This window comes from Methylomonas sp. 2F7, from assembly GCF_057126975.1.
The window spans coordinates 4,797,145-4,819,804 of sequence record NZ_CP195203.1; the positions used below are offsets into that span (position 1 = coordinate 4,797,145).

A 22,660-nucleotide genomic window follows, 5' to 3' on the forward strand; every position below is an offset into this window, starting at 1 on the left:
TCAATCGGTTAGAGGTGCGAATTTAATTTCATCAAGGTTTGCCCCACCTGGGCACGGGTTTGACGGGCACGTTGTGCATTGGCCCAGGTACGAATCAGGATTTTGTCCCAGTAATCCAAGCTGCGTTTAAAGTCCACCTCTTCTTCACCAGTGAATTCCTGATTCCAGAACTCCCTTAATTCCTGAACTCTGGCATCGCCTAATTTTTCAAAAATCTCCTGCTCTTCTATCAGCAGTTTTCTGATCGTTTCGTCCAGTTGCACAGCCATACCAACAAGAAACTCTACATCGTCGGCTTTCATAGTCGCCTCAGCGTGGTTGCGCGTTTTTTCGGCAGGGAAAAAAGGCTGATTTGGATCAGCAAACAGGATTACCGAGCGTCGAAACGGCTGCGCAGCACCCTGTTTGCCAGTGGCGTTATGGCGAGCCGCTAGGCAGGAACTTTTCCAGATAGATGCGTTCCTTGGGGATGCCCATTTCGGCGCACACCGCAAAAGTGGCGTCGACCATGCCCGGCGGCCCGCACAGGTATAAATCGGGCTTGGCACCGGTATCCTTCAGATCGCGGCGCAGGATGTCCACCACGCTGCCTTTTTCGCAATGCCAGTCGTCCGAGCATTTCCAGACGCAGTTTCTCAGCTCCAACGTCGGCATTTGCGCCGCCAACTGATTCAACTCATCCAGATGAAAAATTTCGGCTTCGGTATTCACGCCAAAATAAATGATGCACTTCTGCGGTTCTTCCCATTCTTGCATTCGGCGCACCATCGATAAGATCGGCGCCAGTCCGGTACCGCCAGCCACAAAATAGCGTGGGGTAAAGCCGTTTTCTTTTAAACCGAAAATGCCCGATGGACCTTTGACATTTAATTTCTGACCCAGCTTGGCGTCGTTTTTTAAATATTCTGAAAATTTGCCGCCATCCACGATGCGAATCAAAAATTCCAGATCGCCGGTTTTATTGGACGTATTGGCGGGGGAATAGGAACGAGTGGTGGTCGTGCCGGGAATTTCCAAATCGAAAAACTGCCCGGAGTCGAACTTAATGGTTTGATCGTCCCCCGTGCGCCGCAGCAGAAGTTTCATCACGTTAATGGAGATTTGCGACAACTCAATCACTTCCGCTACAAACGTCAAACCTTCCGGTGAGAACGAAATCCTGTCGTAGGTATAAGGCACTTCGACGTCTAAATCGCTTACGGGGTAGCAGCGGCATAACAATACTTCGCCGGCCTCTTCTTCTTCATACGGCAAGGCCTGCGAACTGCATTTGCCCAAAACATAATCGCCTTCCGCGCAAAATCCTTTGCAGGTGGCGCAACCGCCTTCGCGACACGACGACATCAAATAAATATCCTGCCGTACCGCCGCAGTGATGACATCCTCGTCTTCGTAACAATCAAAGCAAACGGACTCCCCGTCTTGAGTAATGATTTTAATTTGATGGGCGCTCATGTCATTCTCCAAGGCATTGGCTTTTGGCCGACACGCTGAAAAACGCCAATACGTGGTCAACTGCGCGTCTCGATGCGTCCAGGGTTAGCGAGCACCCTTCCTGCACCAGCTTTTGGTCGCGATAGATGGTCCAACGCCACATAAACTCAAGATCTTCGCAGAATGCAGCGTAGGGCTCGATGTCGTATAGCTTGGTGAGCTTGTCGGCTTCACTCGGAAAAGCGGGCGTAACCGCCGACTTAAAATTTGAGAAAAAATCCATGATACTGATTCTATGAAATGGTTCGTTGAGATCGAAGCGCACACAAACGCAGCCTTGCTCACTGCCACGTAAGCTAGCAGTAGGTTTTGTCCGCTATCGGTTTATTGGCTGTAAAGGATTCGCCACGCTTATTGCGTGGCGGTCCTGCCGGGCGCTTACTGTAAGGTAACCACTTTCACGCCTCGTTTCTTACGCAATTCCTCTAACGGCAAGGCGTAGTAGTCGGTGTTGCGCAGTTCCATCAACTTCGTACCCAGTTGCCTATCAGTGTCTAAAAACACATTGACCGGCATGACCGGCGGCTTGCAGGCCAGTCTGAAGTTGATATGAATGCGCTCCGCTTCGTACATGTCCTCACAGGCGTCCATTTTGCTGATTACTTCATTGGCGACTTGCTGGGCATTCGCACCGCAGGTGCAGTTGTTGAGCAGTTGAGTGTCATTGAATTCCTTGTGTTTCAATAGCGCCAGCTTCTCTTCGATTTTCAGCTCGATCCAGAGCCCATCCAATTCCAACGACCAGTCGGTTTTGAACGGACTCATGTGCTTGGCGCGGAAATCGGTAATGAAAGCGTGCGCTTTTGCCAGGGTATCCAATGTGGCGATCTTCGCCATCCAGGCATTACGGGTCGGATTGTCATGAATATTTGCCATGGTTATCTCCTATGCCGCGGCCAAGTCTTTCAGTTTGACATCAAGACCCATCAATTCGGAGGTGATTGTAAAGGTTTCGCCCAGTGTGTAGGCGCGGCCGATGGTGGAGGAAACGTCCACCAGCAAGTCGTAAACGCTGTAATGTTTGCCTAGCAATTCGGAAACTTCGATGCAATCGATCTCGATTTTGCCGGTGGCTTTCAGCCACCAAAATCCGGCGCGATCTTCTACTACCAGTGTCGGGTTGTCCGCCTTGTGCGAACCTTGCAGAATTTCTTCCACCACGGTGTTGAGTTCATCGGATTTCTTCAAGACCAACACCACTTCGTGGCTTTCATGCACGACCTGATTATCTTCGGCAAAGTACTCGTCGGCAAAGGCTTTGCCGGTTTTTTGCATAATGCCTGCGTTGTAAGCATTTGAACTTTTAGACATGAGTTTTCCTTATTTAAGTCCGCTTAATACGGTTTTGACGAGGGCGGCGGTATCCACTTTGTAGTTGATCGGATCGGCGAAATCGCGTTTCCAATCGGCAAATACCCTAACCAGCGCCGCTTCAATGGCAGCTTTGTCGCTGACACCTTTGATTTCCGGAATGGTGGCGTAAATCGCCATGAAATCTTTCAGTGCATTGACGGTTCTGGGTAGCCACTTATTGGCCCAAGCCCGCATCAAACGATTGTTGTAATCGCCGAATTCCACGTCGGCCCCCAGACAGGTATGGAACATGTCGGTGGTAATGCCTTTGGTTTGCGAGAAATACAACTGCATTTGATTGATAAAGAACGGGGTCAAGTTATCGCCGTAATAAGACGACAAGCGCATAAAGAACTCTCTGCGTACAAATTGCCCGAAGATCGGATCGCAAATCATATGACCCGAGAACAGAATTTCGTTCCAGTCATAAGTCGCTTGCCAAATATCCTGGACCAGTTCTCTAGCGCCTTTGAAAATAGTGCCTTTAGTCCATTCCTGTTTAGGAATATCGGTGGACTCGGGGAAACCCGGCACCAATTTGGACAAAAAGGTTCTTTCCGCTTGAATCATTTGCGCGTTGTCGACCTTGTCCAAGCCAATCATGGCGCTACTCATCCGTAAGGTGTCGCCCAGGCAATCGCGCACCACGGAGGAATGCGAATTGAACAAGCCATACTCGTAAAAGCCGAATGCGCCCAGATAGTCGCCCAACACTTCATCACGCCAGACCGGATCGATCGAACGCACGTGGCCATCGGCGGAATAGGCTTTCAGGAAGCGGTCGGTATAACGCCACTCTTCGGCTTTGTCCTTGACATACAGCGCATGCCAGCGGAAGGCTGGGTCGCGGTGCGCCAGCCAATCCGAGCTGCGCATTTCGGTGGATTCGTTACTCCAGGATGGACGGCCGCCATGGAATTTTTGGGTCCAGTCACCCCAATCCAAACCGCCGGGAATCCAGTCCGGTGTCGGCTGGCTGTAGCAGCACAATACTTCGTATTCATTGATTCGCTTGCCGCGCGGCTTCATGAAATAATTCATTTTCCGTTGTGTTTCCAACGGTTTATCCGGCACGGCGGCCATGATTACTGCGGCAATTTCCGGGTCGGTCAGGCCACGTCTGCCACCATTCACTTCTATAGTCATAAGCTAGTTCCTTAAAGAGTTGAAACGATTAGAGGGCTTTCAATGGATCGGAAAACACGCAGTTAATCCGTTTGATGTCGTCCAGCGTCCATAGCTTGCCGTCTTTATTGGTGTGCGGCTGGCTGATCAGGGTTTTACCGTCGCTGCGCACGCCAAAACCTTCGGCAATCACTTCCGACAGTTCGCGGCCTTCGTATTGTTCGAAGATGTTTTGGCACTCATAACGCTCGGGTTCCGACAGCCACATTCTTTCGCCCCATTGGTCGCTGAATGAATGTTTTTTGCCGTTGAATTCCAGAACCCGTAAAGTGCTTTCGCCTTTGCAGTAACTAGGGCAGAACGGTACTTGAGAAACCCGGTCGATATAGATCGGATGGTTGTTTTCGATGAACCATTGGATGGGCAGGAAGCCGCTGCTTGGGTCTTCGCAACCGCGTGCACGCCATTCGTCGTAGACTTTGCCGTACATGTCGTACCAACCTGGGTAGTTGGCTTCATACCATTCCGCTTCTTCCTGGGTTGGCAGACTCAAGCGGAAGAAACCGGTAGGCCACAGGGCGTAGGCAATCAGGAACAAGTCGTGATGCGCCCAGTAAGCGTCTTTTTTGGCATCGCGTAAGCTGCGTGGCGATTCCACACCGTATTTGCCCAGCCGGCCGATCCAGATGCCACCCCAATCTTCATACACCCAACGGTTCCAGGTTTTCACCCAAGGCTCGACTTTGAAATGGCTGCCGTACTCGAACATCATGCCCAATACCGGTGTGAAGTATTTTTGTTGGGTCCAGAAAGCGTTGTTCAAATCGGTATTCAGATATTTCGAAGCCGCTTCGTCGTTGGCGATGGATACCACGGTTTGATAACCGTTGGCCATATGGCGCAACTCGTCGGTCTCAATGGACAAGAACACAGTCGGAGTCATCTCGTCGCCGTTTGCGGAGGCCCATTCGGTCACGGCCACGATCAATGGGTTGGTAAAGCAGGCTTCGCCGACCAACTGCAGGTTGATGGAGCATTCCACCGCATCGCCGGAAATAAAGCCGTCGGAGAATACCCGTTTCATACCTTTCCACAGCGGGCCAATCGCACGCGTGCGGCGGGCATCGTTATGACCGGCGGCGTCTTGTCCTTGCTTGGCAAAGTAATAGTTGATGTAAGCGCATTGGTTGGTGTGACGAATTTCGTCCAGCACTTGGCCCAAGTAACCGTTTTTTTGCTCGGGCGCGGTCGCGGAATCCCACAACATGCCGGTCGCTGCAATTGCGTTGTATTCCCCCACTTCCAGGAAGTTGGAGATGACCTTCATCGATTCATTCCATTTCGGATGCACGCGATTGGCGGCATCCACCCGTGTCAACACGTCTTGCAAACTGCCGAATTGACGTTCGTCCTTGACCGATTCCATGCGCGCATATTCTTTAGCGATCAGCTTGAATTGCTCCTTGGTATCGTTGGCCATTTTGTATTTGGTCGAATATTTGGTGCGATTTTTATCAAAATCCCAGGTAAAGCTCTGCATCCAGCGGTGAACTTCCTGTGCACCCACGCTGACAGGCGCCGGATTGGCGGCCAACGCATCGGTAGCGGCTTTTGTGGCGGTACTTATAGCCATATTGAATCCTCGTTGTGGTGTTATAAGAATGGCGAGGCTGTCGTCATTCAGCTAAGCGGTGACTTTCCGTTGCCTTAAAGCGCTGATTGGCCTGGACTGACGCCAGCCTCGGAGGTCAAAGAGCAACACGTGTGCCAGTATTTAGAATTTTGATTTAGTCTTTACTAACAATGTCTTAGAGAAAGGTATCCGTGGCTTTGAGGCAGCGCTTTTTAAGAATGAACGTCCAATAACTGGACACTGCTTAGAAATAAGACGTCTAGTTAGCGGGTTTTGCTGGGTGATGCCGGCACTGCGATACAATGCGGATTTTGGTTGGATGAAGAGTTGATTCGGTATGAAACTACTGAGCTATAAATACAATGGTCAGGTACAAGTTGGCGCGCTGGTTGCCGAGCAAATCGTGCCCGCTGGCGCGGATTTGCCCAACAATATGCTCGATTTTCTGGCGGCCGGAGAGCCGGCAAAACAAGCGCTGCAAAAGCTGATCGATGCCGGCGGCAAGCGCATACCCTTCAGCGATGTGCAACTGCTGGCGCCGATTCCGCGTCCCGGCAAGTTGCTGGGCGTGGGTTTGAATTACGCCGATCACATCGGTGAAACAGGTATGGAAAAGCCGGAATATCCGACCTTTTTCACCAAGCAAAGTACTTGTGTCATCGCCGACGGGAACGCGATACATGTGCCGCCCGTATCGGACAAAGTGGATTACGAAGGCGAGCTGGCTTTCGTGATTGGGAAGCGCTGCAAACACGTACCCGTAGAACAGGCACATGAAGTGATAGCCGGCTACACCATTTGCAACGATGTGACGGTGCGCGACTGGCAGCAGCGCACCCCGACCTGGACGCTGGGCAAGTCTTTTGATACCCATGGCCCGCTGGGGCCATGGCTGGTCACGGCCGATGAAATCGCCGATCCGCACAAGCTAAGTTTAAAAACCTGGGTGGACGAGGAGTTGCGGCAAAACGGCAACACCAGCGAGATGATTTTTAATTGTTACGAGTTAATCGCGTATCTGACGCAAGTAATGACGCTGGAGCCTGGCGACGTGATCAGCACCGGTACGCCGGCCGGTGTGGGGGTAAAAATGAAGCCGCGCGGTTATCTGAAACCAGGGCAGACGGTTCGCATCGAGATCGAAGGCATTGGCGCGCTGAGCAATCCGGTGATAGCCGAGCCGGAACATTTTCTGGTTGGCGCCTCAGGTTAAGCATCGATTAAGTCTGACTCGGATATGCTAAGCCCAACTTTAGATTAGAGGGCCAACCAGCCAAGAGGCAGTCATGAAAACCATACAAGTCGCCATTCTCACCATCGCCGTATTAACCCTGTCGGGCTGCGCGACGGGCTATTATCAGCGTGGCTATGTAGGTTACGGCGGCGGCTATTCATCGCCCAGCTATTCGCAAAATTATGGTCGCGGCTATGCCAGCCCGAGCACCAGCATCACGTATGGCCGTTACTACGTGCAGCCCAATTATCGCTCGGAGCATCATCACGACGATCACCATGACTGGCATCAACCTGCGCCGCATTTCGATCATCGTGTTGGCGGTTGGCAAGGACGGGATTTCGGGCGTCGGGACTTTGGTCGTGAACGGCATGCCGAACAAATGCCACATCACGAACAATCTATGCAGGATCGGCAAGAACGGGGTTTCGGTCATAGGGATAACGACGGTGACCGTCAACAGCACGGCGGTTGGGGCGGCCGTTTCGGCAGGCGTGGCGACTAACCGCGCCGAGGCGGCCAGTAAATGTCTACAATTCGATACGAATCCCCAGCTCGATTACCCGTTCGACGGGGATTTTGAAATATTCGATCGCGCTGGTGGAGTTATGCGTCAAAAAGCTGAACAAGGAGCGGCGCCATTTTGGCATCGGGCTTTTCCGACGGAACGAAAGCCGCTCGCTACCGATAAAAAACGATACGGTTTTTTGATCGATATCCAAGCCTTCATGGCGGCAAAGTTGCAGGGCGCGGCGCACATCCTGCTCCTCCTGAAAGCCGAAATACAATTTCACCCGGTAAAAGCCGCCGCTATCGCCGAACATGCGGATTTTCACCCTATGCGCTTCATCCACATAAGGTTCTTCGCGAGTCACGATGGTCAACACGATGAGTTTTTCATGCATCACATGGTTGTGCTCCAGGTTATGCAGTAAAACCTGCGGCACGCCATGGACGCTGCGGGCCATATAGATTGCGGTGCCGGGTACGGTAACCAGGGGTCGGTCTTTCAAGCGTTCGTCTAACTCCTCGAACAATACCCGCTTTTCGTCCAGGTATCTGGCTAACAATTCCTTGCCTTTGATCCAGGTGGTCATGATCAGAAACAGCACGGTGCCTACAACGAGCGGCAGCCAGCCGCCGTGCGGAATTTTCAGGCTGTTGGAAGACAGGAACATCAAATCGATAATCAAAAACGTCGACAGGAAGGTAATGCTGGTAGCTTTGTTCCATTGCCACAGCGCCTGGATCACGATAAACGCCAGGATGGTATCGACGATCATCGTGCCGGTCACAGCAATACCGTAAGCCGATGCCAATGCGGACGAAGATCTGAAGCTCAAAACTAAAATAAACACCGAGACCATCAGCAACCAATTGACGGCAGGCAAATAGACTTGGCCCATTTCGTCGCCGGACGTATGGCGGACATTCATTCTTGGGCAGTAACCAAGCTGGATAGCTTGTCGAGTTACCGAAAAAGCCCCGGAAATCACGGCTTGCGAGGCAATTACCGTGGCCAAGGTCGAGAGAATAAGCATCGGATATAGCGCCCAATTTGGCGCCATCAAGTAAAACGGGTTTTCGATGGCGTGCGGGTTGCCGATCAGCAATGCGCCTTGACCGAAGTAATTCAGCAGCAAGGCCGGAAATACGAAACCAAACCAAGCCCGCCGAATCGGTTTCAAGCCGAAATGGCCCATATCTGCATACAGCGCCTCTGCGCCGGTTATCGCCAGTACCACAGCCCCCATGATCAAAAAACCCTTCCAGCCCAGTTCGAACAACAAACTGACCGCATAATAGGGATTGACGGCCATCAACACATCGGGATGTTGGACAATATTCACGGCGCCCAGAACGCCGAGCGTGGCAAACCAGAAACACATGATGGGCGCGAACATTCTGCCGACCTTACCCGTGCCTTTGGTCTGGATAAAGAACAGCACGCTGAGCACAACGATGGTAATCGGCAAAACGTAGTGTTCCAGGCGCGGCGCCACGATTTGCAAGCCTTCCACGGCGCTGAGTACCGAAATAGCCGGCGTAATCATGCTGTCGCCGTAAAACAGCGAAGCACCAAGCAGGCCAATGGTGACGATAAATGCCTTACGTTTTGGATTGTCCTTGGAACCGTGCAGCGCCAAGGCCATCAAGGCCATGATGCCGCCTTCGCCCTTGTTGTCGGCGCGCATGATAAAAATCGCGTATTTGGTGGTGACCACCAAGGTGATGGCCCAAAAGATCAAGGACAACACCCCGAGCACATGGGTGGCGTCGGTCGGCAAGCCACCGTGAAAAACCTCTTTTACCGCATACAATGGGCTGGTGCCGATGTCCCCAAACACCACGCCTATCGCACTTAAAGCCAGTGTGTTGACTTGTCCCTGGGTATGATCGGATTGTTTTACGGACATATGGAATGAATCGGAGATACAAGACGGGAACGGAAATTATGCCACAGATTGTAATTTAGCCCGAAATCGTCGTTAGCCGGTGGGGATTTTAGCGGCTGAAACGTCTTAGTAGGGAATGGTTAGATAGCATCATCTCCTGTAAGGATGGCTGTCGCGCTAGGACGTATTAATTTACAATGCCCGGCTAAATTCGAATCGCGCTTAATTTTGTATTCAACAGTTTATATGTATTTATTTAAAAACCACGAGGATGCTTTGCAAAATAAAGAGTTAGCGTCATTCGGCGGTTATCTGCCGGCAGTGGCAAGCGGTTCCGGCTCATTTTGGCGGACACTATTCGGAGAAGAGCGGCCCGCCAGCATGCTGAGGCTGTTAACGCTATTAGTAGCGTTGCTGCATATTTGGGGTTTGCAGCAATTATTGAAACCCGAGGAAAAAGTCACGCCGGCGCAACCTTTGATGATGGAGGTATCGATGATTGCGATGTCCGCACCCAAGCCCGCCGCCGCGCCGCCGCCTCCGGCACCGCCGCCGCCCAAAAAAGAGCCGCCGCCGAAAAAGCCGCAGCCAAAGCCGGTTCCCAAAAAAGCGCCGCCCATCGTGCAGAAGGCTCCGGAATATGCGCCCGTGGAGCCTGTTTCCGAGCCGCCGCCGACACCGGTAAGCAATACAGCGAGTAGTGCGCCGGTAACGACTACGACGACCAGCACGACCGCGACCAACGCCGAGCAGTTTACCGAAGCTAATTTTCGAGCTAACTACGCCCACAACCCCAAGCCGGAATATCCGATGATTGCGAAAAGCCGCGGATGGCAGGGCAAGGTAATGTTACGGGTGCAAGTTTCGGCGGAAGGTTTAAGCGATTCGGTGGCGGTTGAGCACAGTAGCGGCCACGAAATGCTTGACGAATCGGCGGTGGAAGCCGTGAAAAAATGGAAATTTATTCCGGCCAAACGCGGCGAAACGCCGGTGGCCAGTTCGGTGATTGTGCCAATAATTTTTACTTTGCGTGAATAAAAATCGGAGAGATTAATGCCCTACCATATAGCCCCGGAAGCGGTTATCGACGCTACCCTTTACACATTGCTGGTGTTTTCGTTGATAACGTGGACGTTGATTTTTTTCAAAATATGGCAGTTTGCCAAGAATAATTATTACAACAAACGATACGACAGCGCTTTTTGGGACACTACCGATTTAAATGCCGCCGAGCAACTGCCCGCCGAAACCGCGCGCGGCCCAAAAGCTCGCGTCGCAGCCTGCGGCTTTGCCTGGCTGGCGGAAATGACGCATCCGGAAACCTGCACCAGTCTGAAATTTCGGGGCTCGCCACAAGATTTGCTAGAACAAACCTTACGTAAACAGACGCAGGATGAGCAGCGCCGGATGGAAAGCGGCTTGACCATGCTGGCCAGCATCGGCAGCACTGCGCCATTCGTCGGCCTGTTCGGTACGGTACTTGGCATCATGCATGCCATGCACGACATCAGTGCCAGTGGTTCGGCCAGTTTGGACGTAGTGGCCGGGCCTATTGGCGATGCATTAATTGCCACTGCTATCGGTATCGCCGTAGCCGTGCCGGCAGTGTTGGCCTATAATTTCTTCCAGCGTCGCGCCAAGCACCACCGGGCTTCGCTGGAAAATTTCGTCGAGGGTTTTCTCCACATCGCCTTCGGCGACTCAAACATCAATACCAGTAAAAGCAAGGATTAATTACATGGGATTTAAAACAAACTCAGACGACGACGGGCCGGTTAGCGAGATTAATGTTACGCCGCTGGTAGATGTGATGTTGGTGTTGGTGATTATCTTGTTGGTCACCGCACCTTTGTTGACCCAATCGGTCAACGTGGCTTTGCCGAAAACGGCCTCCACGACGCCGGATTTGGAAAAGCAGCCTATGCAACTGGGTATCGACGCGCAAGGTGCCGTGACCCTGAATAAAAACGCCGTAGCCGATTTAGCGGCGTTGGATACCACGCTAAGAAACGAATTGGCCGGCAACCCCGAGCTAATCATTCATATTTATGCCGATCAAGGCGTGAATTACGGCAAAGTGGCGGAAGTGATGGCTACCGTGCAGCATGCCGGCATTTCCAAACTGGCATTTGTGACCCTGGAAAAATAGACAATATCGGCTGGGTTTTGCTTAACCAAGCCCCGCTCTACTCTCGAACGCCTCAACTATTCTGTTTACTAAATCCGGGTCGCCGATTACCCGGATTTATTTTTCCCGACATTCTTTTCAATATACTCGATCATCAAGCCGGCAATATCCTTGTCGCTGGTCTTTTCTATGCCTTCCAAACCAGGTGAGGAATTGACTTCCATCACCAGCGGTCCGCGTTTGGAACGCAGCAAATCCACACCGCAGACATTGAGACCCATGATTTTCGCGGCGCGTACTGCTGCCGAGCGTTCTTGCGGGGTCAGTCTGACCAGTGTGGCCGTGCCGCCACGATGCAGATTGGAACGAAACTCGCCTTCGCGGCCTTGGCGTTTCATCGCCGCCACCACCTTGTCGCCGATCACGAAGCAGCGGATGTCGCTACCGGCGGCTTCTTGAATGAACTCCTGCACCATGATATTGGCATTAAGGCCCATGAAGGCCTGAATCACGCTATGCGCGGCGTTATGGGTTTCAGCGAGTACGACGCCTATGCCTTGCGAGCCTTCCACCAATTTGATCACCAGCGGTGCGCCGCCGACTTCGGCGATTAGATCTTCGATATTGTCCGGATTGTGGGCAAACGCGGTAATCGGCAGATCGATGCCCTTGCGGGCCAGCAACTGGCTGGACGCCAGTTTGTCGCGGGAGCGGCTGATGGATGCGGAATTGTTCAGGACGAAAGTATTCATCACCTCGAACTGCCGCAACACCGCGGTGCCGTAAAAAGTGATCGACGCGCCGATGCGGGGAATAACCACATCGTAACCCACCAGATTTTCGCCCATGTAATGAATGGACGGCTTCATGGAAGTGATGTTCATGTAACAGTGAGTCGGGTCCAATACCCTGGCCTCATGGCCGCGAGCGGCGGCGGCTTCCAGCAGCCGGACGCTGGAATATAGCGTCGCGTCGCGCGACAGGATGGCTATTTTCATAGGCAAATAGTGCCGGGTTTACAGATGAATGCCGTCAAAATCGCTGACTTGCACATGCTCGGCGCCGCCATCTGGTGTCTGCTCGCGCACCAGCCAGCAAGTGGCCAAGCCGGCCTGACGGGCAGCGTCCAATTCTTCCTTTATATCGGACAAAAACAGGATCTGTTCGGCCGGCAAGCCAAGCTCGGCGGCAATCCGCTCATAGGAAACGGCCTCCTTCTTGCCGCCAATGTGCGTATCGAAGTAACCGGAAAATATTGGCGTGAGATCGCCGAAGTCGCTGTAACCAAATAGCAATTTTTGGGCATGCACCGAGCCTGAGGAATAGACATACAGCTTAAAGCCCAGACCAAACCAGTTTCTTAAGTTGCGCACGGCATCTTCGTAGACATGACCGGTGAAATCGCCGCTACGATAGCCTTCCTGCCAGATCAAGCCCTGTAAGGATTTTAACGGCGTAATTTTTTGATCGGTATCAATCCAGTGAATAAATTGCGCAACTAGCGCTTCCTCATCCAGTTCGCCGCCGGCAATTTTCTTGGCCTCGGCCAATATTAGCTTTATCTCGTCTTGCCCTTGATGACTTTTAATAAAATCCGGCAAGCGGGAGCGGGCGTACGGGAACAACACATCTTTTACAAACGACAGCGATGAAGTCGTGCCTTCAATATCGGTGACGATAGCTTTGATCATAGCGTTGTTAGGTATTCATCCAAGGTCGGAAAGCTTTCGGCAATCGGATTGCCGGTAAATTCCGCCACCCAGCCGTCTTCGGTAGTGAACAGGCGTATGCATTTAAACGCCGGGTTTTCGCCCATGTCGAACCAATGCGTGGTGTTTGCCGGCACGCTAATCAGATCGCCTTGCTCGCAGAGCACCGCATAAACTTGATCGCCGACATGCAGATAAAACAGCCCTTTGCCTTCCACGAAGAAGCGGACTTCAAAGTCGCTATGGGTATGCTCGGCTAAAAACTTCTGCCGTAACGCATCTTTATTCGGATGGTCGGCGTTCAGGCTGATCACGTCCACCGACTGAAAACCGTATTCTTGCTTGAGTTTGTCTATCGAACTTGCGTAAGCCTTTAATACCGCCTCGGCATCGTCCGCCGCCGAAAACTCGCAATCGGCCTGCCAGCGTTCGAATTTTACACCAATGCCTTGTAGTTGCTCGGCTATGCCGGCAAAGTCCCGGAAGGTATTGCCTTGTTGCGGTTGATTGGCAGGGTAGAGGGTTAATGCGCTCATAATCGTGTTACTCCATGTAGGCGAATTTCAACATCAAATAAAAATTCCAATGCTTCCAGGTGGCGCAAGGCGTCGTCGACCGATGCGCCCCAGGTGTAAAAACCGTGGCCGGCGATAATATAGCCATAAACCGCATGGTCATGGCGGTCCAGATAATTTTCAACCTTGTCGGCTAATCTGGGAATATCCTGATCGTTACCGAAAATGGGTATGGAAATCCGGGATTCGTGGGTGTTGATACCGGTGAACGCTTTGAGCAGTTCGTAATCCTTCAGGACGATCTCATGCTTGAACAAGCGGGCCGTCAACGTGGCGTTGATCGAATGCGGGTGCAAAACCGCCTGAACATCCGGAAAACGTTGGTACAGCGAAGTATGCAATAGCGTTTCCGCCGACGGTTTTTTACCGTCCAGGGAATTGCCTTTGCTGTCGATCAACATGATGTCATCGGCTTGCAAGCGGCCTTTATGCCGGCCGGACACAGTGATGGCAATATTGCCGTCGCTGAGTTTGGCGGAGAAATTACCGCTGGTAGCGGGCACCCAGCCCTTGCCGTCGATGAAGCGGCCGGCGGCAATCAACTGATCTGCCTTGCGGAAAAATTCGTCGGATTTTGCTGTCATGGAGTATTTTGCGGATTGCAAAAGAAAAAGAAGAGAAAGAGTTGGCCTGTAAGCCGGGTTCTGTCTTGAACAGCCATTCATCTAGGCGTCAGATCACTCTGACGCTCAAGCAATCTACCCAGGAGCAGCGCGGGCCACGCCAATGCTCCTCTATTTGATCTTGCTCCGGGTGGGGTTTACCCTGCCACACCTGTTACCAGTTGCGCGGTGCGCTCTTACCGCACCATTTCACCCTTACCGAGTTCCGAAGAACCAGGCGGTATAATTTCTGCGGCACTTTCCGTAGGCTCACGCCTCCCAGGCATTACCTGGCACCCTGCCCTATGGAGCCCGGACTTTCCTCCCTTTTATTTGCATAAAACGGCGACTGTTCGGCCAACTCTGATGAGGATTATACAGGCAATGCCGGGAAATAGGGGCATTTGCGCACCATGTTTATCGGGGGTGGAAGGACATCGAATGATTGAGGTTCGATAAATGTCAGGCGTGTGCGCCGGAGAGTGACGAAAGGCCCTTCCTGACCCTCAGGCAGCGTGCCGCACCCGTGCGGCCCACCAGCGGGGCCGATCCCGCCGCAAGCTCACGTAGGCCGGTATACTGAAGAACTTCGTGCCACAAGAAAACTCTCGCATTGTTGTTAATGCTGAATCCCTAGCAAGGCTATGAACACTGGGTTAACGCCGTCATTCCGGCATGGATTGTCGGAATCCAGACTCCAGGGAATATTTATGATGTTAGCCATTTAGGCCGGAATTAACACCGGCGTTTACAGCGTAATTATTCTGTTCGATATGCCGCTGAAAGCTCGGCAATCCACGTGTGAATCTTGCGCACGGTTACGCTTCGCTAATCGCTCCTTGTAGCATGCGACTGCACCAGCAGCGCCATTTGACGTTGTGCATCCGAGTCTTCTGAGCGCAAGCCCTCGATAACCGATTGCCGATTCTGCTGTGTCTGGTTCTGACTGACCTTCCATTTGCCCTGCCAGCGTTTAATCTCAAGGCTGATGCCGACAATGTTGCCCAGCAGCTTTTTGGTAAATTCGGCAGGGGCATCCGTGACTCGCCAAGGATGCGCCTGCGCGGCTTCGTTTTTATCGGTTAGCTCGGTGATGATGCGGAGCACTTGCGCTGGGTCGTGGGTGGCGTTGAGCGTACAGTGAGCATGGACAACCGCATAGTTCCAGGTAGGCACCACCTTGCCCGCTTGGCTTTTGCTGGCGTACCAGTTGGGCGAAATGTACGTCGAGGGCCCTTGAAACACAAGCAAGAGCTCTTGCTCAGGTGCAACTTGCCAAAGTGGATTGTTTTTGGCGACATGCCCCATAAGCTTGCCAAGGCCGCCAGGCCTGGCTTCATACAGCAGTGGGATATGCTCGGCAGTCAGGCCATCATCACCCTGATAAATCACCGTTGCCAAAGGAAACTGCTCGATAAGGCCGACCAGTTCGGCAGGCTTGTCTTCTTGAAAGTGAGTAGGGCAGTACATGTTGTTTGAAGGTAGTCTATTGATAATAAATAAGTTTTAACCCGACCCTTAAATACCATTCGCCCTGAGTTTATCGAAGGGCGCACCAGCCTGGGCGTCAACGAGCTCAGCCCGAACGGAATACCAGTGATAAATAGGTCGGGTTAATAAGCCTGTCACCCGAAGTATCTGCGATCTCCATCCACAGCGGTGGGCACGCGAATGTGATTCCAAAATGGCGGGTAACGTTTTTCGCCCACCAATAATCAAGGGTGGGCGCAAATCCGCGTGGGCACAAAATTCGTGCCCACCCTACGAAACTCCGGCAATCCATGCCGGAATGACGGCATCAACCCCGCACCCGCAGCCTTGTCAGGTATACAGCATTAAAAATAATGCGAAGAATATGCTTGTGGGACGGGGTTTCTCCCGTATGCCGCGCCGAGTACCGGAGCTTTCGACGGGATCAGCCCGCAGGGGTGCGGCAGGGATGCCGCACGTTGACGAAGGGGCAGGAAGCCCCTTTCGGCAACTCCCGGCGAAAGCGAGGAACGCAGGGAACAAGCGGCATCCGTGCCGCCTTTTCTTTGGATACTTTCTTTTGGCGGAGCAAAAGAAAGTATCTCGGTTGTCGGTCCGAGAACCGACACTTAATCAAGCCGCCGCGTCAGCGACACAATATTTTCTGATACTTCCCACGTGGGCACAAAAACCGTGCCCACCCTACCATGCAAAGCATTATTTAGTCTAAATCAACCAGTTTCTCTTTTAACCAAGCTGCAAGTTCTTCTGGAGTTTCGATGATTTCAGAATTTAAGAGATGCTGAGGATGGATTTGAGTATCGCTATATCCTGTTGGTAGTAGTGTGCGATTACTGACGACCCAGGAATTACGTTGATTTTTATCTAACCCTTGCATAACAGATCGAGCTGGAAGTTGGATAACACCAGCAACCCCCCATAAGTTGCTGGTTGCATATGTTTATCCAAAGCAGAAATTATCCGTGCACGACAAATTGATTTTGATTTCATTTTGGCAAAATACGATATAGCAGGTAGCCTGGATGAAGCAAAGCGTAATCCAGGGCTGAAGGCCATCAATCCCGGATTGCATCCGGGCTACGAAAAAACAAAATCACCCACAAACCTCCACCTCAAACACAGTCCCCTTAACCGCCACAACTCTTACTTTCGCCCCCATCGGACTATCCTCCCCATGCACCTTCCAAACCGTATCGTCGGCCTTAATCTTGCCCTGACCATTCTCAATCGGTGCGATCAGAAAAAAGGTACGGCCAATATACTGAGCCCCGCGCTGATTTAATAAAGGATGATCCGTAACGGTCACTGCCCGATTCCGGGCGTATTTACGCCAAGCCAGCACCGACAACACTGCCAGCAAGGAAAACAGCAGCAACTGCACGTTGAACGGTGTAACCGGCACTAACAACACCGCCGCGCCGACGATAAACGCCGACACCGCCAGCCACAGGAAAAAGAAACCGGTGACGACAATTTCCAAGGCTAGAAAGCCCACCGCCAGCACCCACCAGTACCAAAACACGATGTCCTGTTCCCACATAATCAGGCCTTTTTATTTAAAGCTTCTTTAGCCAATTCACCGATGCCGCCCAAGGCCCCGATCACGCTGGAAGCCTCCAGCGGCATGAAGATCAGCTTGCTGTTGTTGGCCGAGGCGACTTCTTTTAAAGACTCAATGTATTTTTGCGCGACGAAGTAATTGATGGCCTGCACGTCGCCCTTGGATATGGCTTCGGACACCATCATGGTAGCGCGGGCTTCTGCTTCGGCCAAACGTTCGCGGGCTTCGGCGTCACGGAACGCGGCTTCCTTACGGCCTTCGGCGTCCAGAATCGCGCCTTGTTTCAAGCCTTCGGCTTTGAGAATTTCTGCTTGCCGCAAGCCTTCGGCTTCCAGAATCTGCGCGCGTTTTTCCCGCTCAGCTTTCATTTGTCTGGCCATGGAGTCGACCAAGTCTTTGGGCGGGGCAATGTCTTTGATTTCGATACGGGTGACTTTAAGTCCCCAGGGCGAAGTGGCTTCATCGACGACGGTCAACAGGCGGGCGTTGATTTCGTCGCGACGCGATAGCAGTTCGTCCAGATCCATGGAGCCCATGACGGTACGGATATTGGTCATGACCAGATTGATGATGGCCATGTCCAGATAAGTAATCTCATATGCGGCCTTGGCGGCATCCATGATCTGGTAAAACACCACGCCATCGACCCGCACCATCGCGTTGTCCTTGGTGATCACTTCCTGCGACGGCACGTCCAACACCTGTTCCATCATATTAAGTTTGCGGCCGATACTCTCGACGATGGGCATAATAAAATCCAAGCCTGGACTCAGAGTTCTCGTGTATTTTCCAAAACGTTCCACGGTATACTCCATCCCTTGTGGGACCGATTGCACGCTCTTGTATACCAGAATTACGGCAAACGCTACCGTCACTATTGCTAACAAACCAAAGCCGCCCATAGCGCCTCCTAAGTTGTGAAAATGAATTGTGTATTGCCAACGGTCACGCGGCTAATAATAATGTATGTCTCTTTAACTTGCTGGAAACAGGGTTCCGATTCATGAATACTTTGATCTACTACAGTTTTAACGTAATGATTTTGGCGGTGATTATATTGATCGTCGGTATGATCAAGCCCAAGTGGATACTGCTGTGGATGGATAAACCCGGCCGCCTGCCTATCATGGCTATCGCCGGCGCGATATTTATGGCCGGTGCGGTGATGTTCGGCGAAGGCAATAAACAAAAACAACAGGAACAAGCCGCTGCAGCGGCCAAGCAACCTGCGCAAAAAGCGGGTGAAGAGGTGCCGGATTTGCATTAATCCGGTAGGGACGAATTTATCCGACCTCTGTTTAGTGCGAATGAAGTCTCACCTAATCAATTTATAGTCATCGCACTGCAAATTTCGCTTTTTTGATTCCCTCACCCCAGCCCTCTCCCAAAGGGAGAGGGAGCAGATGTGCCGAAACTTGAAGTGGGAAAGGTATAATTAAACCCGAAAGCTAGTGACCAGCATTTTTAAAACCCGCAAATCCTCGATTTTGCTGTCGTTTTGGTAGCGTAAGCGAATATAAGTCGCGGCAATCCGCTCAATTGCTTCGGCCAAATCCGGGCGCAGTTCTTTCGCGCGCTCGGCGACGGTTTGCGGGCCGTCGCCAATTTCAACTCTTAAGCCGGCTTTACCCAACTTGGCGCAAAACTGCCGGTACAACACTAGGGCAGGGTCTTGGCGGCGCAGGTTGGGCCGCAGCAAGCGCCAAGCCAATACCCCGCCGATACCGGCGACGCTAATCAACAGCCAGTAGCCAAGCTTGACGAAATTATCGACGCCTAAGCTCTGTAAAAACGCTCTCTGATTGACCGTGTCGTAATTGATGATCCAGCGTTGCCAGTTGTAATCGACGCTTTGCCAGAGTTGCCGGCCGCGTTGCAGCCAGGACAAGGTCTTGGCGTCGAGTTGGATCGGGCTGAAATTCACCGCGCCGCTGGCAATTTGTAGATCCACATTCACCCCGCGTTCGATGCGTTCCGGAGCAATGGCGGCAGTCGGATCGAATCTGACCCAACCGCGCCCGTCCAACCACGCTTCCGCCCAGGCATGCGCGTCGGCCTGCCTGATCTCCAGAAAGCCGCCGACGTCGTTGATCTGTCCGCCCTGATAACCGCCGACCACCCGGGCCGGAATCTCCGCCACCCGCAGCAAATACACGAAGGCCGTGGCGTAATGGCTGCAAAAGCCTGCGCGGCGCTCGAACAGAAAGGTCTCTATGGGTTTATCCGGCATCGCCTCCGGACTAAGGGTGTAATGAAAATCTTCCTGGCGGAAATGTTGTAACAAATTACCGATGAACAATTCGGGCTGTGCTGGCTGTCCTTGTAACTGCTTAACCAGTTCGACCACTCTGTCCGATGGTTTGCCAGGTAGTTGCAGGTTTTCCCGGCGCTCGAATTTGCTGATACCGCCGGTGTTATAAACAGGCGACGAGCTGAGTCGATACTCGGCGCGGTCGCCGGGGTTTTTGTTAGTGATTAATTGGTATAAACCGTTGCGGCGTAACCCGCCGCCAAACTCGGTGGGCATCTCGAGCGCAAAAACCCAATTCTGTTTTTGCGGTTCCATCATTAAGGTGTAATCGTAAGTCGCGCCAGTAAAAACTGGTTGATCCGGATTATTCTCCCGGCCTAACACCGGCGGTGCTCGCCAACTTGTGCCATCGGTATTAGCATACACCGGTCCGCGCCAATAGCGCTGGGATGGCGGCGGCAGATCCCCATCGAATTTGACCCGGAAAACCAGTTCCGGCGACAGACTTAATTCGGCAATCGAGCCGGGTTCCAAGGTATTGCTCAGACCACTCTTGGCGCGGGTATCGTCGTCCAGCCAACTCCAATGCGGTGCTTCCAGGCGCGGAAACAACACAAACAAAACCAAGGCTAGCGGCAAACTTTGCAGAATAATCGCCGTCGAGGTTTTTAAGGCCGCCAGGGTTTGCGGCGTCTGGCTGTTTTGGGTAATCAAAGTAGCTAGCAATACCCCACATACCAGCAGAATGTAGAGCGCCATCAAAATGCTTTCTTCGTACAAAAACTGCGTCACGGCAACGATGAAAGCCAGATAAACGATCACATACACATCGCGCCTGCCGTGAATTTCCAGCAACTTTAAACCCAGCGCCACCACAAACAAACTCGTACCGGCATCCCGGCCAAATACCGAGTGTTGCTGACTGTAAAGCAACCCAATACCGATCAACATCAACAAAAATACCGCGAACCGGTTCGGTAAATAGTGAGGTCGCCAGATGCAGAGCAAGCGCCAAAGCAGCAGTAGCGTAAAAAAACCGAACAATAGCGGCGGGATATGCCAGGCATGCGGCAACGTGATTAGCCCTATCGAACCCAGCATAAACAACATCAAGCGCGTGGAAGGCAGAAAAGGCATGTTCAGAACAGCGCCAGGGCTTGTAGACAGTTACGGTAATGCACTGCGCCGTTGTCCGGCGGCAGACGCAACCCTGGCAGCAGCAAGCCGTAGCGTAATCCGGCCTGTTCGGCGTCCACCAGCCAGCGGCATAGCTGACTGAGCCGCTCTTCGGTATGATGGCCCGGTGCCTGTTGATAATCCAGCCATAATTCGCTGGAACTGGCACCGCTGTAGTATTTGCTGTGCACACCCTGGCCTTTGGCGAAAGCTTTCCAATGAATTTGCCGAATAGCATCGCCCCGCTGATAGACTCTTACGCCATCAAACTCATCGCCGCTGCGGCGGTTTTGGCCGGGCTTATCCTGACCGCTGTCGCTATCTGGAAACGGCAGTTGCTGGCTGGCCGGCTTGGGATACACCAGCAGAGGGCTATCAAACCGCAGCGGTGCCCAAGCTCGAAATAAACCCGAGGGGTAGGTACTGGAAAGGGTCAGCGTACCCGGCAACTGCCAGCCGCGTTGCTGGGTGGATTGATACAGTGTGACGGTTTGGCTTTGCTCGGCGGCTAAGCTGATAGACAGCTCGGATTGCAAAGTCAGATCGACAGCAAAACGCGGCTGGGAACCCGGATTGCTGATCTGAAAACGAAACGGCCCGGCTTGGCCGGCAAACACTGCCTGCTGGCGGGCGGGTTGAATTGTTAATCCCGCCAAGGCTTTAAAGCTGTGCAGGATGGTCACGAAAAAAATGCTGGCCAGCAAAAACCCCAGTAAATAAGCCAGATTATTGTTGTAGACAAAGCCGATCAGTACCAGCAACAAAATCAACAATACAAACGCCAAGCCGCGTTGCGTCGGCAAAATAAACACCCGCCGCTGCGTCAACACAATCGGCCCGGCGGTTGGAGCCTCGCCGCTAAAAAAGCGCGACAGTTTAAGGCGCTGTTTTAAAGATAAGGCCGCTTCGGTCAAAGTACCGGCACATGCTTGAGAATAGGGGCGACGATGGCCGCCGAGTCGTTGGCGCCCACGTTCAAACGATGCCCGGCCACCGCCGGCAATACCGCTTGCAAGTCTTCTGGCAGAACGGCCTTGCGCTTATCGATCAGCGCCCAAGCCTTGGCGGCGGCCAACAATCCCAGGCCCGCGCGCGGCGAGAGACCAGCGGCAAAGTCCGTGGATTGGCGGCTGAAGGCCAGAATGGCTTGCAGATAATCCAGTAAGGCCGGCGACACATGCACCTGATCCGCCGCCTGTTGCAAGTCCGTTAATTGCGCGGGCAGTAACGCGACTGGCAATTCGTCGATCAATACATGCCGGGGTTGGCCACTCAGCAACTCGCGTTCGGCCTGCCGGCTGGGATAACCCAGTTCAATGCGCATCAAAAACCGGTCTACTTGCGATTCCGGCAATGGGAAAGTGCCGATTTGATGGGCCGGATTTTGGGTGGCTATGACGAAAAACGGTTGCGGTAAGGGATAGGTACGGCCTTCGACCGTCACCTGCCGTTCTTCCATCGCTTCCAACAAGGCACTTTGCGCCTTGGGTGTGGCCCGGTTGATTTCGTCGGCCAGGATCATTTGTTTGAAAATCGGCCCCGGATGAAAACTGAATAGCTGCTGATGGGCATCGAATACCGAGGAACCGACGATGTCGGCCGGCAAAATATCGCTGGTGAATTGAATCCGCTGATATTCCAGACCAAACAAGCGCGCCAACGTGTGAGACAGCGTAGTTTTGCCGACACCGGGAATATCCTCGATTAGCAAATGTCCCCTGGCTAACAGACAACAAACCGCCAGGCGAATTTGTTGCTGTTTACCGAGAATGACTTGATTGGCGGCGGCGAGTAAGCGATCGAGAGCAAGGTCCATTGTGCAAAAGGCAAGAAAGGTCAATGACTCGAGTATAGATCAGCTTGGTTGCACCTGCTATCGGCTTCATTGTATAAACCAGGGATTGACTATCCGGCCGGCAGAAGCCGGTTATT

At 52.6% G+C, this 22,660-nt stretch carries 25 protein-coding genes and 1 other RNA gene; 6 read left to right on the forward strand and 20 right to left on the reverse strand.

Annotated features, from left to right (window positions below; genetic code table 11):
* Positions 1–8: 8 nt before the first annotated feature.
* The 7 genes from ACR64Q_RS21625 to mmoX all read right to left on the reverse strand — a co-directional run bounded on the left by ACR64Q_RS21625 (position 9) and on the right by mmoX (position 5,605).
* Positions 9–302, reverse strand: coding sequence for a hypothetical protein (locus ACR64Q_RS21625; protein WP_026602861.1), 294 nt, complete (start codon positions 300–302; stop codon positions 9–11).
* 115 nt (positions 303–417) lie between these two features.
* Positions 418–1,455, reverse strand: a complete 1,038-nt coding sequence (mmoC, locus tag ACR64Q_RS21630; RefSeq protein ID WP_313733114.1) for an aromatic/alkene monooxygenase hydroxylase FAD-binding subunit MmoC — start codon at positions 1,453–1,455, stop codon at positions 418–420.
* A gap of 1 nt (position 1,456) precedes the next feature.
* Complete coding sequence (mmoD, locus tag ACR64Q_RS21635; protein ID WP_026602863.1) at positions 1,457–1,717, reverse strand: soluble methane monooxygenase-binding protein MmoD; 261 nt, start codon at positions 1,715–1,717, stop codon at positions 1,457–1,459.
* A gap of 155 nt (positions 1,718–1,872) precedes the next feature.
* A complete protein-coding gene (gene mmoZ, locus ACR64Q_RS21640; protein WP_313733115.1) occupies positions 1,873–2,370 on the reverse strand; it encodes an aromatic/alkene monooxygenase hydroxylase subunit gamma in 498 nt (165 codons plus the stop codon).
* Between the two features lie 9 nt (positions 2,371–2,379).
* On the reverse strand, positions 2,380–2,805 hold the full coding sequence (gene mmoB, locus ACR64Q_RS21645) for a methane monooxygenase regulator MmoB (protein ID WP_020483903.1): 426 nt from the start codon (positions 2,803–2,805) through the stop codon (positions 2,380–2,382).
* Positions 2,806–2,814: 9 nt separating this feature from the next.
* Complete coding sequence (gene mmoY, locus ACR64Q_RS21650) at positions 2,815–3,993, reverse strand: aromatic/alkene monooxygenase hydroxylase subunit beta (protein WP_064006728.1); 1,179 nt, start codon at positions 3,991–3,993, stop codon at positions 2,815–2,817.
* A 28-nt stretch (positions 3,994–4,021) separates the two neighbouring features.
* Positions 4,022–5,605 carry an aromatic/alkene monooxygenase hydroxylase subunit alpha gene (gene mmoX / locus ACR64Q_RS21655; RefSeq protein WP_026602865.1) on the reverse strand — a complete coding sequence of 528 codons (1,584 nt, stop codon included), beginning with the start codon at positions 5,603–5,605 and terminating at the stop codon, positions 4,022–4,024.
* 337 nt (positions 5,606–5,942) lie between these two features.
* On the opposite strand from mmoX, the gene ACR64Q_RS21660 reads away from it, so the two are divergent.
* On the forward strand, positions 5,943–6,818 hold the full coding sequence (locus ACR64Q_RS21660; protein ID WP_026602866.1) for a fumarylacetoacetate hydrolase family protein: 876 nt from the start codon (positions 5,943–5,945) through the stop codon (positions 6,816–6,818).
* A 73-nt stretch (positions 6,819–6,891) separates the two neighbouring features.
* Entirely contained in the window at positions 6,892–7,344 is a 453-nt protein-coding gene (locus ACR64Q_RS21665; protein WP_026602867.1) for a hypothetical protein, read from the forward strand.
* A 25-nt stretch (positions 7,345–7,369) separates the two neighbouring features.
* Here the strand turns inward: ACR64Q_RS21665 and ACR64Q_RS21670 are convergent, their stop codons facing one another.
* The gene (locus ACR64Q_RS21670; RefSeq protein WP_313733116.1) at positions 7,370–9,256 is read right to left on the reverse strand and encodes a potassium transporter Kup; all 1,887 of its coding nucleotides are present in this window, start codon (positions 9,254–9,256) and stop codon (positions 7,370–7,372) included.
* Between the two features lie 225 nt (positions 9,257–9,481).
* Here ACR64Q_RS21670 and ACR64Q_RS21675 point away from each other — a divergent pair, with 225 nt between their 5' ends.
* The 3 genes from ACR64Q_RS21675 to ACR64Q_RS21685 are packed head-to-tail and all read left to right on the forward strand — an operon-like array spanning position 9,482 to position 11,384.
* A complete protein-coding gene (locus ACR64Q_RS21675; protein WP_152428868.1) occupies positions 9,482–10,273 on the forward strand; it encodes an energy transducer TonB in 792 nt (263 codons plus the stop codon).
* 15 nt (positions 10,274–10,288) lie between these two features.
* Positions 10,289–10,969 carry a MotA/TolQ/ExbB proton channel family protein gene (locus ACR64Q_RS21680; RefSeq protein WP_020483896.1) on the forward strand — a complete coding sequence of 227 codons (681 nt, stop codon included), beginning with the start codon at positions 10,289–10,291 and terminating at the stop codon, positions 10,967–10,969.
* A gap of 4 nt (positions 10,970–10,973) precedes the next feature.
* A complete protein-coding gene (locus tag ACR64Q_RS21685; protein ID WP_033157489.1) occupies positions 10,974–11,384 on the forward strand; it encodes an ExbD/TolR family protein in 411 nt (136 codons plus the stop codon).
* 86 nt (positions 11,385–11,470) lie between these two features.
* Here the strand turns inward: ACR64Q_RS21685 and rimK are convergent, their stop codons facing one another.
* The 9 genes from rimK to ACR64Q_RS21730 form a co-directional block, all read right to left on the reverse strand.
* Positions 11,471–12,361: a 30S ribosomal protein S6--L-glutamate ligase gene (gene rimK, locus ACR64Q_RS21690; protein ID WP_313733117.1), complete on the reverse strand. Its 891-nt coding sequence runs from the start codon at positions 12,359–12,361 to the stop codon at positions 11,471–11,473.
* A gap of 18 nt (positions 12,362–12,379) precedes the next feature.
* Positions 12,380–13,054 (reverse strand): acireductone synthase, encoded by a 675-nt coding sequence (gene mtnC / locus ACR64Q_RS21695; protein WP_313733118.1) that lies wholly within the window; start codon positions 13,052–13,054, stop codon positions 12,380–12,382.
* A complete protein-coding gene (locus ACR64Q_RS21700) occupies positions 13,051–13,608 on the reverse strand; it encodes a 1,2-dihydroxy-3-keto-5-methylthiopentene dioxygenase (protein WP_313733119.1) in 558 nt (185 codons plus the stop codon). The genes mtnC and ACR64Q_RS21700 overlap by 4 nt, the downstream gene beginning before the upstream one ends.
* The gene (locus ACR64Q_RS21705; RefSeq protein ID WP_313733120.1) at positions 13,605–14,231 is read right to left on the reverse strand and encodes a methylthioribulose 1-phosphate dehydratase; all 627 of its coding nucleotides are present in this window, start codon (positions 14,229–14,231) and stop codon (positions 13,605–13,607) included. The genes ACR64Q_RS21700 and ACR64Q_RS21705 overlap by 4 nt, the downstream gene beginning before the upstream one ends.
* Before the next feature lie 33 nt (positions 14,232–14,264).
* Positions 14,265–14,614, reverse strand: an RNA gene (gene rnpB / locus ACR64Q_RS21710) — RNase P RNA component class A.
* Between the two features lie 463 nt (positions 14,615–15,077).
* Positions 15,078–15,719: an FMN-binding negative transcriptional regulator gene (locus ACR64Q_RS21715; protein WP_026602875.1), complete on the reverse strand. Its 642-nt coding sequence runs from the start codon at positions 15,717–15,719 to the stop codon at positions 15,078–15,080.
* A gap of 721 nt (positions 15,720–16,440) precedes the next feature.
* Positions 16,441–16,617, reverse strand: coding sequence for a hypothetical protein (locus ACR64Q_RS21720; RefSeq protein WP_197026971.1), 177 nt, complete (start codon positions 16,615–16,617; stop codon positions 16,441–16,443).
* Positions 16,618–16,833: 216 nt separating this feature from the next.
* Positions 16,834–17,280, reverse strand: a complete 447-nt coding sequence (locus tag ACR64Q_RS21725; RefSeq protein WP_026602876.1) for an NfeD family protein — start codon at positions 17,278–17,280, stop codon at positions 16,834–16,836.
* A 2-nt stretch (positions 17,281–17,282) separates the two neighbouring features.
* Positions 17,283–18,203, reverse strand: a complete 921-nt coding sequence (locus ACR64Q_RS21730) for an SPFH domain-containing protein (RefSeq protein WP_026602877.1) — start codon at positions 18,201–18,203, stop codon at positions 17,283–17,285.
* Positions 18,204–18,304: 101 nt separating this feature from the next.
* On the opposite strand from ACR64Q_RS21730, the gene ACR64Q_RS21735 reads away from it, so the two are divergent.
* Positions 18,305–18,568 (forward strand): hypothetical protein, encoded by a 264-nt coding sequence (locus ACR64Q_RS21735; protein WP_020483886.1) that lies wholly within the window; start codon positions 18,305–18,307, stop codon positions 18,566–18,568.
* Between the two features lie 168 nt (positions 18,569–18,736).
* Here ACR64Q_RS21735 and ACR64Q_RS21740 read toward each other — a convergent pair whose 3' ends face one another.
* From ACR64Q_RS21740 to ACR64Q_RS21750, 3 genes are read right to left on the reverse strand one after another with little or no spacing between them, the layout of a single operon-like run.
* Positions 18,737–20,689: a transglutaminase TgpA family protein gene (locus ACR64Q_RS21740; protein WP_313733121.1), complete on the reverse strand. Its 1,953-nt coding sequence runs from the start codon at positions 20,687–20,689 to the stop codon at positions 18,737–18,739.
* 2 nt (positions 20,690–20,691) lie between these two features.
* Positions 20,692–21,642 carry a DUF58 domain-containing protein gene (locus ACR64Q_RS21745; RefSeq protein WP_313733122.1) on the reverse strand — a complete coding sequence of 317 codons (951 nt, stop codon included), beginning with the start codon at positions 21,640–21,642 and terminating at the stop codon, positions 20,692–20,694.
* Positions 21,639–22,544, reverse strand: coding sequence for an AAA family ATPase (locus ACR64Q_RS21750; protein WP_026602880.1), 906 nt, complete (start codon positions 22,542–22,544; stop codon positions 21,639–21,641). The genes ACR64Q_RS21745 and ACR64Q_RS21750 overlap by 4 nt, the downstream gene beginning before the upstream one ends.
* Positions 22,545–22,660: the final 116 nt, after the last annotated feature.